The 14,280-nt window shown below is 71.6% G+C and carries 10 protein-coding genes; 6 read left to right on the forward strand and 4 right to left on the reverse strand.

Annotated elements, in window-relative coordinates; genetic code table 11:
- Positions 1-25 precede the first annotated feature (25 nt).
- A complete protein-coding gene (locus AQJ27_RS00735; RefSeq protein ID WP_067360130.1) occupies positions 26-655 on the reverse strand; it encodes a hemerythrin domain-containing protein in 630 nt (209 codons plus the stop codon).
- Complete coding sequence (locus tag AQJ27_RS00740) at positions 652-2,277, reverse strand: MFS transporter (RefSeq protein ID WP_067360132.1); 1,626 nt, start codon at positions 2,275-2,277, stop codon at positions 652-654. Before AQJ27_RS00740 ends, AQJ27_RS00735 begins: the two co-directional genes overlap by 4 nt.
- 173 nt (positions 2,278-2,450) lie before the next feature.
- Between AQJ27_RS00740 and sigJ the strand changes: the two genes are divergently transcribed.
- Positions 2,451-3,413 carry an RNA polymerase sigma factor SigJ gene (gene sigJ / locus AQJ27_RS00745; RefSeq protein WP_067360135.1) on the forward strand — a complete coding sequence of 321 codons (963 nt, stop codon included), beginning with the start codon at positions 2,451-2,453 and terminating at the stop codon, positions 3,411-3,413.
- The gene (gene qcrB, locus AQJ27_RS00750) at positions 3,410-4,957 is read left to right on the forward strand and encodes a cytochrome bc1 complex cytochrome b subunit (protein ID WP_067360137.1); all 1,548 of its coding nucleotides are present in this window, start codon (positions 3,410-3,412) and stop codon (positions 4,955-4,957) included. The genes sigJ and qcrB overlap by 4 nt, the downstream gene beginning before the upstream one ends.
- Here qcrB and AQJ27_RS00755 read toward each other — a convergent pair.
- Positions 4,868-7,966, reverse strand: a complete 3,099-nt coding sequence (locus tag AQJ27_RS00755; RefSeq protein WP_067360139.1) for a glycoside hydrolase family 2 TIM barrel-domain containing protein — start codon at positions 7,964-7,966, stop codon at positions 4,868-4,870. The genes qcrB and AQJ27_RS00755 overlap by 90 nt on opposite strands.
- A gap of 254 nt (positions 7,967-8,220) precedes the next feature.
- On the opposite strand from AQJ27_RS00755, the gene AQJ27_RS00760 reads away from it, so the two are divergent.
- From AQJ27_RS00760 to AQJ27_RS00770, 3 genes are all read left to right on the forward strand, one after another.
- Positions 8,221-10,605 carry a SpoIIE family protein phosphatase gene (locus tag AQJ27_RS00760; RefSeq protein ID WP_067360140.1) on the forward strand — a complete coding sequence of 795 codons (2,385 nt, stop codon included), beginning with the start codon at positions 8,221-8,223 and terminating at the stop codon, positions 10,603-10,605.
- A 98-nt stretch (positions 10,606-10,703) separates the two neighbouring features.
- Positions 10,704-11,960: an arsenic transporter gene (locus AQJ27_RS00765; protein ID WP_067360142.1), complete on the forward strand. Its 1,257-nt coding sequence runs from the start codon at positions 10,704-10,706 to the stop codon at positions 11,958-11,960.
- 35 nt (positions 11,961-11,995) lie between these two features.
- Positions 11,996-12,520: a universal stress protein gene (locus AQJ27_RS00770; RefSeq protein ID WP_067362564.1), complete on the forward strand. Its 525-nt coding sequence runs from the start codon at positions 11,996-11,998 to the stop codon at positions 12,518-12,520.
- Here the strand turns inward: AQJ27_RS00770 and AQJ27_RS00775 are convergent.
- The gene (locus tag AQJ27_RS00775) at positions 12,450-13,406 is read right to left on the reverse strand and encodes an AraC family transcriptional regulator (RefSeq protein ID WP_079064715.1); all 957 of its coding nucleotides are present in this window, start codon (positions 13,404-13,406) and stop codon (positions 12,450-12,452) included. The two genes, AQJ27_RS00770 and AQJ27_RS00775, sit on opposite strands and share 71 nt — an antisense overlap.
- Positions 13,407-13,470: 64 nt before the next feature.
- On the opposite strand from AQJ27_RS00775, the gene AQJ27_RS00780 reads away from it, so the two are divergent.
- Positions 13,471-14,280 carry a phytanoyl-CoA dioxygenase family protein gene (locus tag AQJ27_RS00780; RefSeq protein ID WP_067360144.1) on the forward strand — a complete coding sequence of 270 codons (810 nt, stop codon included), beginning with the start codon at positions 13,471-13,473 and terminating at the stop codon, positions 14,278-14,280.

The raw sequence follows: 14,280 nt of genomic DNA on the forward strand, positions 1-14,280 counted from the left end.
ACCCCGCCTACGCGCTTCCGTGCCCTCAGGCCCCCCACAGCCCACGCCTGCGGTAGCCCGTCTCCCAGAACAGCTTGTTGAGGACGCGTACGGGCGGCGGCAGCGCGCCGAGGAACCGGGCCCGGTCGGCGGGCGGCGCTCCGTCGACGATCCACGGTACGAAGAGCGCGGCCCCGCGTACGCCCTGCGTCTTGCGGATACGGCCGGTGAACGCGCCCCAGTCAGCGGGCGTCAGCACCTCCTGGATGAGCGGCAGGGCGCTCTCCTCCTCGTGGGCAAGGTGGTCGTCGAGGGTCGATGCCAACGTGCGGACCAGGGCGGGGAGTTCGGCCGACCGGTCCTTCAGGGCCGCATCCACGGCGGTCAGCTGCGGGTCGAGGAGGGCGTGCTCCGCCTCCATCTCGGCGAGGAGGGCGACGTCCCGGGGACGGCCCGCGACCCTGCGCTCCACGCGCGGCCACAGATCGCTGTCCTCGGCGGTGTGGTGGATGTGCAGCTGATGCCTGAAGTTGTCCCAGCCCGCGCGGACCTGGGGGGTGAAGGCGGTGCCGTCGGCCGCCGCGTCGCCGAGGCGTTCCAGGTCGCGGCGGAAGGCGTCGTGGGCTGCGTACATGACGGTGAGGTCGACAGTGCCGGCCGCGGCTTCGGTGGTCATGAGGTCGCTTCCTCCAGTTCGGGTTCGTAGACGGGCAGGGCGTGCGGGTTGGCCGACGGGCCGCGGTGACGGCGTACGGCGAGACAGGCGAGCGCGCCGGTCAGCAGGACGGCGGCCGAGACCAGGACGGCGGGGCCCATGGCGTGTACGAAGCCGTGGCCGAAGACCTGGGCGCCCAGCGCGCGCATGCGGTCGGCGATGTCGTGCGGTACGCCCGCCGGCAGCCGTGCCGCCTGGCGCGCGTTCACATCGGTCCCCGCCCGGGAGAAACCGCCGACGAAGCCGTCGCGGTACGCGGCGGGCAGTTGTCCGGCCCGCTGCCGGGCCTGGTCGGTGAGCGAGGAGGCGAGCTGGGCCTGGAGCACGGCGCCGACGACGGCGCCCGCGAGCACCGAACCGACCTGGCGCAGCGCGTTGTTGACGCCGGACGCCGCTCCGGAGAGCTTCGCCGGTACGTTGCGCATGACCTCCGTGGCCATCGGTGCGAAGGTGCAGCCCGCGCCCAGACCCGCGAGGAAGAGGGGGAAGGCGACCGCCGTCCAGCTCGACCCGACGTCCGCCGCGGCCACGATCCACACCAGGGCCGCCGTCCAGGCGAGCAGCCCGGTCATCAGGATGAACTTGCCGCCGATCCTGTCCGCGAGGACCCCGGCGGGCCCGGCCATCACGAACGAGCCGAGCGCGAGGGGCAGCAGCACGAGCCCGGACTTGAGCGCGCTGTAGCCCAGTACGGACTGCAGGTAGATCGTCAGCGGCAGGAACATCCCGACCACGCCGAAGGACACGGTGACGCCCACGAAGTTGATGAGGGTGAAGTTGCGGTCCCTGAAGAGCGAGAACGGGACGAGCGGGTCGTCGTCCTGCCGGCCGCGCTCATGGCCGAGGAAGGCGGCGAAGAGGAGTGCCGCCGCGCCGAACAGCGACCAGATCCAGGCGTTCCAGTCGTAGCGCTGCCCCTCCGTCAGACCGAAGGCCAGACAGAACAGGGTTCCCGAGGCGAGCAGCACGCCCAGGGTGTCGAAGCGGTGGCGTACGGTGCGCCGTGAACCGGGGATGACCGCCGCGGCGAGGCCCAGCACCACGACCCCGAGCGGCAGGTTCACGAAGAAGATCCACCGCCAGTCGAGGTGGGTGATCAGCGCGCCGCCGATGATCGGGCCGAGGGCGCCGGAGACACCCGCGACCACGCCCCAGATGCCCATCGCGGCGCCCCGCCGGTCGGCCGGGAACACCTCCGCGATGATCGACAGGGTCTGCGGCATGAGCAGCGCCGCGCCCAGGCCCTGGACCGCGCGGAACGCGATCAGCTGCGCCGGATTCTGCGCGAGGCCGCAGGCGAGGCTGGCGAGAGTGAAGAGGGCGACGCCCGCGAGGAACAGGTTGCGTTTGCCGCGCAGGTCGCCGAGGCGTCCCGCGGTGATCATCAGGACGGCCAGGGCGAGGGTGTAGGCGTTGACGACCCACAGGATCTCGTCGAGGGAGGCGTCGAGGTCCTGGCCCATGTCGGGGATCGCGATGTTCACGATCGTCAGGTCGAGCAGGGTCATGAAGAAGCCCAGGGAGAGCGTGATGAGGATCGCCCATGGGTTGCCGTGCCACTTGTCGTGCCACTTCTTGAACACGGTGTCTGTCTCCTTGTGTCGAGGCATCGGACTCGCGTTCAAGAGGGCGCGGGCTTCGACCGGTGTGACGCCCAACAGACCCCGTGAGACGTACGTCACATTTCGCCCTCCGGACGTCACATTCGGACCCGCTTCTCCCCTCGCAGTAGTGAGCGCACCAAGGGAGGCAAGGCATGTCCGAAAGCCCCGCGAGCGGGACGGCCGACGGCGCGACGCAGGTGTTCGTCGACCACCGCGAGCTGCTCTTCGCGATCGTCTACAACATCCTCGGCAGCGTCGCCGACACCGACGACGTCCTCCAGGAGACCTGGCTGTCCTGGACGGGCCGCGCCCACCGCACCCCGCTGGAGGGCATCACCAACCCGCGCGCCTATCTCGTACGCATCGCCGTGAACCACGCGCTCGCGCGACGCGCCGCGATCACCCGCCGTCGCGAGACGTATGTGGGCCCCTGGCTGCCGGAACCCCTGCTCGACGAGCCCGCCCCCGAGGACTCGGCCGACGACCGGGCCCAGCGCTCGGAGTCGGTGTCGCTGGCGATGCTCGTGGTCCTGGAGTCCCTCACCCCACTGGAGCGCGCGGTCTTCGTCCTCAACGAGGTGTTCGGCTACGCGCACACCGAGATCGCGGAGGTCATCGACCGCAGCCCCGCGGCGGTACGCCAGCTCGCGCACCGCGCGCGGGAGCACGTGCACGCCCGTCGGCCGCGCTACCAGGCCCATCCGCGCGTCCGCCGGCAAGCGACCGAGCGCTTCGTCGAGGCCGCGCTCGGCGGGGACATCGCGGCCCTGATGGAGATCCTGGCACCGGACGTCACGGTGTGGACGGACGGCGGCGGGAAGGCCTCGGGCGGGCTGCGTCCGGTGCACGGCCGGGACAAGGCGGCACGGCTGTTCGCCGGTTACGCGACCCGGCGCAGCACCGGCTTCGACCTGCGCTACCGACGCGTCAACGGCGACGACTCCGCCGTGCTCTTCGAGGGCGAGTCGCCGTACGCGGTCATGGTCATGGACCTCACCGCGGACGGCGAGCAGGTGTCAGGCGTCTACATCGTCACCAATCCCGAGAAGCTCGCGCATGTGCGGCGCGACGAGGAGAGCCAGGAGACCGGGGTCGCGGAAGGGGAGCGCGCATGAGCGACACGGCCCACCGGCCCGCGAAGGCGCCCGCCGGCGAACGCGTCGCCGACTGGTTCGACGGCCGACTCGGTGTGTACGCCCTCGGCAGGCGCTATCTGCGCAAGGTCTTCCCGGACCACTGGTCCTTCCTCCTCGGCGAGATATGCCTCTACAGCTTCGTCGTGCTGATCCTCACCGGGGTGTACCTGACCCTGTTCTTCCACCCCTCCATGAACGAGGTGACGTACCACGGCGGTTACGTCCCCCTGAACGGCATCCGGATGTCGGAGGCGTACGCCTCGACGCTCCACATCAGCTTCGACGTGCGCGGCGGACTGCTGGTCCGGCAGCTGCACCACTGGGCCGCGCTGGTCTTCCTCGCCGCGATGCTGACGCACATGATGCGGCACTTCTTCACGGGCTCGTTCCGCAGGCCCCGCGAGGTGAACTGGGTGTTCGGCTGGACACTGCTGCTCCTCGGTCTGTTCGAGGGCCTCTTCGGCTACTCGCTGCCGGACGACCTGCTGTCCGGGACGGGGCTCAGGTTCGTGGACGGGGCGATCCTGTCGGTGCCGGTGGTCGGCACCTATCTGTCGTTCTTCCTGTTCGGCGGGGAGTTCCCCGGCCACGACATCGTGGCCCGCTTCTACTCCCTGCACATCCTGCTGATCCCGGGGATCATGGCGGCACTTGTCGTCGCCCATCTGATCCTCGTCGTGTACCACAAGCACACCCAGTTCGCGGGCCCCGGGAAGAGCGAACGCAACGTCGTGGGCACCCCGTTCCTGCCGGTCTACCTGGCGAAGGCGGGCGGTTTCTTCTTCCTGGTGTTCGGTGTCCTCGCGCTGATCTCGGCGGTGGCGACCATCAACCCGGTCTGGTCGTACGGCCCTTACCGCGCCGACCAGGTGTCGACGGGCGCCCAGCCGGACTGGTACCTGGGTTTCGCCGAGGGCCTGGTGCGCGTCATGCCGGGCTGGGAGATCAGCGTGGCCGGGCACACGCTCGTGCTCGGTGTGCTGATCCCCATCGTCGTCTTCCCGCTGCTTCTGGTCGCCATCGGCGTGTACCCGTTCGTCGAGTCGTGGGTCACGGGAGACCGGCGTGAGCACCATCTCCTCGACCGCCCGCGCAACCGGCCGGTCCGTACGTCGATCGGAGCGGCCTGGATCAGCCTGTATCTGATCCTGCTCGCGGGCGGCGGCAACGACATCGTGGCGACGCGCTTCCATCTGTCGATCAACACCGTCACCTGGGCGGTGCGGATCTCCCTGTTCGTCGTCCCGGTCGTCGTCTTCGTGGTCACCCGGCGCATCTGCCTGGGGTTGCAGCTGCGGGATCGCGAACTGGTGGCGCACGGCCGTGCGACCGGCGTCGTCAAACGCCTGCCGCACGGCGAGTACGTCGAGGTGCACCGCCCGCTCAGCGCGGCCGAACTCCACACGCTGACCGAGCACGAGCACCGGGACCGCTCAGACCACCGGGACCTCCAGACGGCTGATCCGCAGCCCGCCCTCGACGGCGCCCGGGTGCCCGCTCGCCATGAGGAGCCGCAGCCGTGAGCCGCGCACCCCGTCGAAGGTGATCACGGTCGGCGCGTCGGACGCGGTGGCCCAGTCGACGGCCGCGCCCTTCACCGGCACGTACCGCCTGCCGTCCCACACCGCGACCTCGACCGACGCGGGCAGTGTGTGCGCCGCGTCGACGGTGAAGGAGACCTCGACGCGGTCGACCGCGCGGGGACGGGCCCAGGCGACCGAGACCCAGTCCTCGGGGCGGGCCCCGCTGAAGGCGGGCAGCAGGGCCGTCGCCGACTTGTAGAAGGCGTTGGACCACCCCGTGGCCGCGTCGCCGTCGAGCATGGCGGCGGGCAGGGTGTCCGGGCGGCCGGAGTAACTGGCGTCCGCGAGCGGCTCGTTCGGGGCGCCGGGGCCCGGGTCCGGCCGGAAGACCGCGGGCGGGGTGGTCGCCTTCGCGCGTGCCGAGGTGGTGCGTACGGTGAGGGTGGCACCCCGCAGTCCTTCGGAGCGGGCCGTCACCTTCAGCGAGCCTGGCCGCGTGCCGGATCGTACGATCGCGAGTGCCTTGCCGTGGAAGGCCGTTCGGGTGCTCGCCTGATAGCGCTCGGCGCTCTCCTCCCGGCCGCTGTCGAGCCCGGCGAGCGAGCCGCCGCCGATGTCGAAGGCGATCAGGTGCTCCGCGTCGGGCACGACCACACCACGGGCGTCGACGACCTCGGCCGTCACGAAGACCAGCGAACGGCCGTCGGCGGGGAGCGACGTGCGGTCGGACGTGAGGCGTATCGCGTGCGGCGCCCCGGCGGTGCGCAGGACGTCCGTGGCGACCGTACGGCCGCCGCGGCGGGCCACCGCCTTCAACTCACCCGGCTCGTAGGACACTTTCCAGGTGAGGTGGAGCTTGCCCGCGCTGCCGTTCGGGCTGGTGTAACTGCCCGGGTAGGGGCCCGAGGTGAAGGTCTTGTCGTCGCCGGTCGCCTCGGTGGTCTCCAGATAGGTACGGCCGTCGGTGGTCGTCTTGGTGTCGAACTTCCGTGTGCCGAGGGACTTCCCGTTGAGGAAGAGCTCCACGGTGTCGACGTTCGCGTACGCCCACACCTCGACCGTGTCGCCGGCCTCGTGGTTCCAGGTCATGGGCACCAGATGGACCATGGGTTCGCTCACCCACTGGCTCCTGAACAGGTGGTACATGTCCTTGGGGAAGCCCGCGGTGTCGACCGCGCCGAAGAAGGACGCCTTCACCGGGAACACGTCGTACGGCGTGGGCTCCCCGATGTAGTCGATGCCCGACCACAGGAACTCGCCCGCGAACCACTTGCGGTCCCGGTCCTTCTTGTGCCCGTACTCGCCGCTCATCGTCCAGGACGCGAGGTTGTTGTCGTACGAGGAGACCGCGCGCCGGCCCGGGGTGTGGTTCTCGCCGGTGTTGAGGTGTTCCGGCTCCTGATAGCTGGAGCGGGTCGAGGTCTCGGACGACGACTCCGACTCGAAGAGGAAGAGGTGCGGATAGGCGGCGTGCAGGGCGTCCACCGACTGGGCGGTGTTGTAGTTCAGACCGAGCCCGTCCAGCTTGGCGAGCATGAGGTCGGCAGCGGAGCCCTTCGTGGGCACGCGGCGGTATTTGTCCGAGCCGATGACCAGCGGCCTGGTGTCGTCCGCCGCCTTGATCGCGGCGATGATCCGGTCCGCCATCGCGAGGCCCGGGGTGGAGGTGGAGTCGGGGATCTCGTTGCCGATGGACCACAGGACCACGGCGGGCGAGTTGCGGGCCGCGAGGACCATCTCGGTGGCGTCCTTCTCGCACCACTCGTCGAAGAACCGGCCGTAGTCGTACCTCGTCTTGCCGGTCCGCCAGCAGTCGAAGGCCTCCACCATCATCACGATGCCCAGCTCCTCGCAGACCTGGATCATCTGCGGCGAGGGCGGGTTGTGCGAGGTGCGGAAGGCGTTGACGCCCATCGACTTCATGATGGTCATCTGCCGGCGTACGGCGTCGACACTGATCGCGGCGCCCAGCGCGCCCTGGTCGTGGTGCAGGTCGACGCCCTTGATCTTGGCGTGGACGCCGTTGAGGTGGAAGCCCTCGTCCGGGTCGAAGCGGAAGGTGCGGATACCGAAGGGAGTGCGGCAGGTGTCGACCCCCGCGCCGGCGACCCGCAGTTCGGTCTCCAGGGTGTAGCGGTGGCCCGGGGTCGCGAAGTCCCACAACCGTGGCTCGGCGACGGTGAGTTCATGGGTCTCGTCCGCGCGGTCGGCAACCGCGACCGTGGTGGACGTACGGGCCGCCGTACGGCCGTCGGGATCGACGATCCGCGAGATCACCTGGACCTCGGCGGCGGCACCGGACTCGTTGACGACGCTCGTCCGCACCCGTACGACCGCCCGCTCCGCCGTGATGTCCGGCGTGGTGACATACGTGCCCCAGCGCTGGACGTGCACCGGTCCGGTGACCACGAGCCGGGCCTCGCGGTAGATGCCACTGCCCGAGTACCAGCGGCTGCTGGGCAGTTGGTTCTGCACCTTCACCGCGATGACGTTCTCGGTGGTGCCGTCCGTGTGCAGCAGACCGGTGAGGTCGAAGGCGAACCCCGTGTACCCGTAGGGGTGGTGGCCGGCCTCCTCGCCGTTGCAGTAGACGTGCGCGTCCATGTAGACGCCGTCGAACTCCACGGAGATCCGCCGGCCGGCGAGGGCGGGCGGCAGCGTGAACGTGGTGCGGTACCAGCCGAGGCCGCCCGGGAAGAAGCCGGTGCCACTGGTGGTGCCGTGTTCCGTGGTAGGGGTCTGTTCGATGCTCCAGTCGTGCGGAACGGAGACTTCCCGCCACGCCGAGTCGTCGTAGCCGGGCTGCGCGGCGCCCTCGTACGCGCCGGTGGGGTCGGTGATCCCACCCGGATCGACCAGCGCGAAGCGCCAGCCGTCGCGCAGCTCGACCGAGCGGCGGCCCGCGGCGTGCCCCGGCGAGTCCGCCCAGGCGTCGGCGGCGCCCAGGAGCGATCCGGCCGCGGGTACGGCGGTTCCTGCGATCAAAACCGATCTTCGAGTGACCGACATGGCGACTCTCCCTCGTCAAGGGCCCATAAGTCATCACAACTGATCGTGAACAAACAGATTCTGACGGGGTGACACACAGCCCCGTCAAGGGTGCGGCACCCACTTCCGCCCCGCGCATCACATCGGCCGGAATCCGTCGTACCGATGTACTGCTGGGGCCGCCCGTGTGCCGGGTGCGGAACGCGCGTACGCACTAGGCTGGAACCCGAGTGACGCGCCTGTTCACAGTGAGTGTCCGCAATGGAGTGGCGACGATGAGCCCGGTCCACCCGCTCGACGAGGCTGCCACAGCACGGGCGGTCATCGACGGGAACGGCACCCTGCTCCGATGGAGCGAAGGGGCCCGCCGTCTGCTGGGCCATGCCCCGGAGGAGGTCGAGGGGCGCCCCGCCGCCGATCTGCTGGCCACGGGCACACCCGTACCGGCCGAACCGACCGGTAACCGCTGGAACGGCAGCCTCGACCTGCGCCACCGCGACGGACACACCGTCTCCGTGTGGCTGCTCGCCCACCGCAGGAAGCCGCAGGACGGCGGCCCGGCCACGTGGCTGGTGGTCACCCCGCTGGAGGCCCGCGGCCCGCGCTCGCCGGACGACCCGCTGACGACGGCGGTGCTGGCGCAGTCCCCGTGCCCGATGGCGGTCTACGACGACCGACTGCGCCTCTTCGGGGTGAACGACGCGATGGCCGACGTGATCGGCCTCCCCGAGTCCCGCATCCAGGGCCTGAGGTTCTCCGAGATCGGCGGCAAGGAGGAGAGCGAAGCCCTCGAAGCACAGCTGCACGAGGTCCTCGTCACCGGAACCAGTCGTGACGTGGAGACGTTCATGCAGACGGGCGGCGAGTACCACGCGCACGCCTGGCTCGCCCGGATGGCCCCGCTCACCGACGCCGAAGGCCAGGTACGGGGAGTGTGCCTCGCCGCGCACGACTTCACCGAGCAGTACAACGCCCGGGAGCGGCTGCAGCTCGTCAACGAGGCCAGCGTGCGCATCGGCACCACCCTCGACGTCACCCGAACGGCCCAGGAGCTCGCCGACGTCTGTGTGCCCGCCCTCGGCGACTTCGTCAGCGTCGACCTGCTGGACCCGCCGGAGCACGGCGGCGAACCCCACCCGGAGCCGCCGACCTTGCCGATCAGGCTGCGCCGCGCCGCCCACCAGTCGGTGGACCAGGGCTGCCCGGAGGCGGTCGTCAAACCCGGCCAGGCCGATGTCTACCCCGCCCGCTCACCGCAGGCGGCCTCCCTCACGACCTCCCGGACCATCGTCGCCCCCGACGACCACGCCACGCTGGCGGAGTGGCTCTCCTGGGACGAGGTACGCGGCGCCCGCATCGCCGAGTACGGCCTGCACACCATCATGTCGGTGCCGATCAAGGCGCGGGGCCAGACCCTCGGGGTGGCCGTCCTCACCCGATCCCGGCGCCCCGATCCGTTCACCCCCGACGACGTACTGCTGGCCGAGGAGGTGACGGCCAGGGCCGGCGTCTGCATCGACAACGCCCGGCGCTTCTCCCGGGAACGGGAGACGGCCCTCGCCCTCCAGCGCAGTCTGCTCCCCCAGTCACTGCCCCGGACGGCTGCCGTGGAGGCGGCCTCCCGCTATCTGCCCGCCGCGCGGGCCGGAGTGGGCGGCGACTGGTTCGACGTGATCCCGCTGTCCGGGATGCGGGTCGCCATGGTCGTCGGAGACGTCGTCGGCCACGGCATCGCGGCCTCGGCCACCATGGGACGGCTGCGCACCGCCGTCCGTACGCTCGCCGACATCGACCTCGCCCCCGACGAACTGCTCACCCACCTCGACGACCTCGTCCTACGGCTCTCCACGGAGGCCGGCGTCGAGGGCACCACCGGCGAGGTCGGCGCGACCTGCCTGTACGCGGTCTACGACCCGGTCTCACGGCGCTGCGCCCTCGCCCGGGCCGGCCATCCCCCGCCGGTCATGCTCCCGCCCGGCGGCCCGCCCCGGCAGATCGAGCTGCCGGCCGGTCCGCCGCTGGGCCTGGGCGGACTGCCCTTCGAGTCCGTCGAGCTCGCCATTCCCGAGGGCACGGTGCTCGCGCTGTTCACCGACGGCCTCATCGAGAACCGCGAGCGGGACGTCGAGGCCAACCACGAGCTGCTGTGCCATGCCCTGGCGGAGTCCGCGGACTCCCTGGAAGGTGCCTGCCACGACATTCTGCGGACCCTGCTTCCGGTGGGCGGCGCCCAGGACGACGTGGCGCTGCTGCTCGCCCGGACCAACGGGCTCCCGCCCTCCCAGGTGGCGACCTGGGACATTCCCGCCGACCCCGCCCTGGTCGCGCCGATCCGCAAGCAGGTCGTCGACCAGCTCGACGCCTGGGAGCTGACCGCCGCGACGTTCACGGCCGAGCTCGTGGTGAGCGAACTGGTCACCAACGCGATCCGCTACGGCGAGCCGCCCATCCGGCTGCGGCTCATCCACGACGCCGAGACCCTGATCTGCGAGGTCTCCGACAGCAGCCACACCGCGCCGCATCTGCGCCGGGCCAAGACCTACGACGAGGGCGGGCGCGGGCTGCTGCTGGTCGCCCAGCTCACCCAGCGCTGGGGCAGCCGCCACACGGCCGACGGCAAGACGATCTGGGCGGAGCTGTCGCTCCTCGGGGAGTTCTGACGACATCGACGCAGGTCCGAAGGGTCGGTGAGCGGGGCGGGGTGCGGCGTCTGATGTGATGGTCGGGCACCACGACTTGTGTCCCGGAGGACCGAACCCTGAACACCCCGCTCGCCGAATCCCTGTCCGTCGTCCTGCTCGTCGCCGTCCTCGTCTGCGCGGTGGTCCGCCCCTTCGGCTGGCCCGAGGCGGTCGTCGCGGCTCCGGCCGCCCTGCTGGTGATCGCCACCGGCGCGATCTCCTGGGACCACGCGGGCGCGGAGGCGGGTCACCTCGGGCCGGTGATCGGCTTCCTGGCGGCGGTACTGGTACTCGCCAAGTTCTGTGACGACGAGGGGCTCTTCCACGCCTGCGGCGCGTGGATGGCCCGCTGGGCGGCGGGGCGGCCGGGGCGCCTGCTGACCGCGGTCTTCGCGCTCGCCTCGGCGATCACCGCGGTACTGAGCCTGGACGCCACCATCGTGCTGCTCACCCCGGTCGTGTTCGCCACCGCCGCCCGGATGGGCGCCCGCCCGAAGCCGCACGTGTACGCCTGCACCCATCTGTCGAACACGGCCTCGCTGCTGCTGCCGGTCTCCAATCTCACCAATCTGCTCGCCTTCACCGCGAGCGGTCTCAGCTTCACTCGGTTCGCGGCGCTGATGGTGCTGCCGTGGCTGGTCGCCATCGGGGCCGAGTACGTGGTCTTCCGGCGGTTCTTCGCCGGCGACCTGGCAGCGGCCGTGCCCGAGCCGACGGCCGGGGAGCCGCCGGAGCTGCCCCTGTTCGCGCTGGTCACCGTGGGCTGCACCCTGGCGGGGTTCGTCGTCGCCTCCGCGCTGGGCGTGGACCCTGCATGGTCCGCCGCGGCGGGGGCGCTGGTGCTCGCCGTCCGGGCCCTGATGCGCGGGCGCGCCACCCCGCTCACCGTGCTGAGGGCCGCCGCTCCGGCCTTCCTCGTGTTCGTGCTCGCACTGGGCATCGTCGTCCGGGCGGTGGTCGACAACGGACTCTCCGACGCCCTCGGGCATCTCCTCCCGGACGGCAGCTCACTGCCCGCGCTGCTCGGGATCGCGGCGCTCGCCGCCGTACTGGCCAATCTCATCAACAACCTGCCCGCGGTCCTGGTGCTGCTGCCGCTGGCCGCCACGTCCGGCTCCGGCGCGGTGCTGGCCGTGCTCCTGGGGGTCAACATCGGCCCCAACCTCACCTACGCCGGATCCCTGGCGACCCTGTTGTGGCGGCGTATCGTGCAGGAGCACGACCACGGCGTGGATCTGCGGGAGTTCACCCGGCTGGGTCTGATCGCCGTGCCGGCGGCGCTGGTTCCCGCCGTACTGGCACTGTGGTTCTCGCTCCGCGTCATCGGGGGCTGAGCCGTCGCACAAGTGAGGGCCGGAGGCTGATGCTCATGCGGGTCGTCGTCTGGCTCGTCGAGGGGACCTGGCCGGCCTGCGTGGACGCCGTGCGCACGCACGCGCCGCGGGCGACCGAGGTCGTGCTGCTCCACGTCAGCGAACCCGGGGTGCCCGGACTGGCGCACGGCGCCTTCGCCGGGCTGCTCGGCCGGGGGCACGCCGAGCGTGATCCCGGGAACCGGCTGGAGGACCTCGGCGCCCGGTCGGCGGCGCGGCTGCTCGACGCGGCGGCCGAGCGCCTCGGCCGCCCCTGTACCCGCCAGGAACGCGCCGGGCGCACGGAGCGTGAGGTGGTCGCCGCCGCCGAGGGCGCCGATCTGCTCGTGGTGGCCCGGGACGGCGACCGGGCCCGGCTCGGGCCGCACAGCCTGGGCCGGGCCGGGCGGTTCGTCGTCGACCACGCGCCGTGCCCGGTGCTGCTGATCTGGCCCGAGGCCACGCCGGCCGTCACGACGATCCCGCCGCCTCCCGCGCATTCGCCGGACCCCCCGCATCACCCGCGTCCCCCGCACTCCTAGCGATGCCCTGCCGGTAGGCGCCCGGTGGGGTCCCGTAGCGCTGCCGGAAGACCCGGCTGAAGTGGAACGCGCTGGTGAATCCGGAGGCCGCGGCCACCCGTTCCACCGGGAGATCGGTGGCTTCCAGCAGCCGGGCCGCGTGCAGCAGCCGGGCCTCGCGCAGCGCCCGCATCGGGGAGCGGCCGAGTTGCTCGGTGAACAGGTGGGCGAACCGGGACGGTGAGAGCGCGACCGCCCCGGCCAGCGAGCGGACGGTGTGGGGCGCGCCCGGGTCCGCGGCGATCACCGCCTCCGCGTGCCGGACGCGGGCGTCGAGATCGGGGCGGCGGCGCTCCGCCCGGGCGGCGGCGAGCAGCACGATCTCCTCCAGGGAGCACAGGGAGAGCTCCCGGGCGGCGGTGCCGTGCGCCACCGCGACCTCGCCCGGGGCGGGCTCCGGGCCCTCGGGCGGCGGGCCGTCTCCCGTCCAGCGGGCGTCGGCGAGCATCCGGCGGAACGCCGCTTCGATACGTTCCGGGGCGGGCGCGGGTCCGACGGCGTACAGGCCGTCGTCGAGGGCGTACGGCCGCAGCCATCCGGTCCAGGACGGGCGGGCCTGGCAGTGCGCCCACCAGAACGCCCAGTGTCCGGCGCCGGGTTCGACTGCGTAGCGCTGCGGCACGCCGGGGCCCAGGACCACCAGGTCTCCGGCGCCGGCCGCCGTGCGGGCCGCCCCCTGCCGGAGCCGTCCCCGTCCGCCCGTGGTCCAGGTGAACAGCCAACTGTCGCTGCCCCGAGGCCGGTTGACGCGGTATCCCGGTCCCTGGTCGAAGCGACCGACGGTCACCAGGCCCGGCGGCGGGGACGGGGCAGCAGGCTCGGGCAACTCCTCAGCATGCACGGGCATCCTCCCGGAGGGCTCGTCGGCCTAGCGTGAAGCACCTGGGACTCCGGTGGGAAGGGACGGTCGGATGACAGTCACGGACATGGGCGGGCCGCGGTGGTCGGACTTCGAGGAGAACGGGTTCGTGGTGGTGCGCGGACTGTTCACCGGCGCCGAGATCGACGAGCTGTGCGCGGAGTTCGCGGCCCTGCACGCCGCCGGGCCGGTCCCGGGGCACTTCGAACCCCGGGCCACCGGGACCGGCGGTCCGGCGGATCCGCTGGACGCCCATCCCCGGGTCATGCATCCGCACCGCATCAGCGAGCTGTCCCTGCGCCGCCTTCTCGATCCCCGGTTGCGGCGGATCCTGGAGACCCTGCTCGGCGAGGAGGTCCTGGCGGCGCAGAGCATGTTCTACTTCAAGCCGCCCGGCGCCCGGGGGCAGGCGCTGCACCAGGACAACTTCTATCTGCGGGTCGAGCCGGGCACCTGCGTGGCCGCCTGGATCGCCTGCGACGCGATCGACCGGGAGAACGGCGGCCTGGAAGTGGTGCCAGGCACGCACCGCATGGACCTGTTCTGCCCGGAGGAGGCGGACGCGGAGCTGTCCTTCGTACGGGAGTACGTCCCGCCGCCGCCCGGTCTGGCCGTCGTGCCCGTCGACATGGCACCGGGTGACGTGCTGTTCTTCAACGGCAGTCTGGTGCACGGCTCCGGGCCCAACCGCAGCGCCGACCGCTTCCGCCGCTCCTTCATCGGCCATTACGTGGGCCGCTCCACCCATCACATCGGCCGCCATTACCCCACGCTGACGATGGGTGGCGAGCCCGTCACCCTGGCCGAGAGCGAGGGCGCGGGCCCGTGCGGCACGGAGTTCGCCCCGGCGGCACCGCACTGA

The sequence above is a fragment of the Streptomyces olivochromogenes genome (assembly GCF_001514115.1).
Taxonomy (GTDB): Bacteria; Actinomycetota; Actinomycetes; order Streptomycetales; family Streptomycetaceae; genus Streptomyces; species Streptomyces olivochromogenes.

Bases quoted from the DNA above. Each gene is read 5' to 3' on its own strand.
- sigJ (WP_067360135.1), top strand. From the start codon at position 2,451: ATGTCCGAAAGCCCCGCGAGCGGGACGGCCGACGGCGCGACGCAGGTG.
- AQJ27_RS00770 (WP_067362564.1), top strand. From the start codon at position 11,996: ATGCGGGTCGTCGTCTGGCTCGTCGAGGGGACCTGGCCGGCCTGCGTG.
- AQJ27_RS00760 (WP_067360140.1), top strand. From the start codon at position 8,221: ATGAGCCCGGTCCACCCGCTCGACGAGGCTGCCACAGCACGGGCGGTC.
- AQJ27_RS00735 (WP_067360130.1), bottom strand. From the start codon at position 655: ATGACCACCGAAGCCGCGGCCGGCACTGTCGACCTCACCGTCATGTAC.
- AQJ27_RS00755 (WP_067360139.1), bottom strand. From the start codon at position 7,966: ATGTCGGTCACTCGAAGATCGGTTTTGATCGCAGGAACCGCCGTACCC.
- qcrB (WP_067360137.1), top strand. From the start codon at position 3,410: ATGAGCGACACGGCCCACCGGCCCGCGAAGGCGCCCGCCGGCGAACGC.
- AQJ27_RS00775 (WP_079064715.1), bottom strand. From the start codon at position 13,406: ATGCCCGTGCATGCTGAGGAGTTGCCCGAGCCTGCTGCCCCGTCCCCG.
- AQJ27_RS00780 (WP_067360144.1), top strand. From the start codon at position 13,471: ATGACAGTCACGGACATGGGCGGGCCGCGGTGGTCGGACTTCGAGGAG.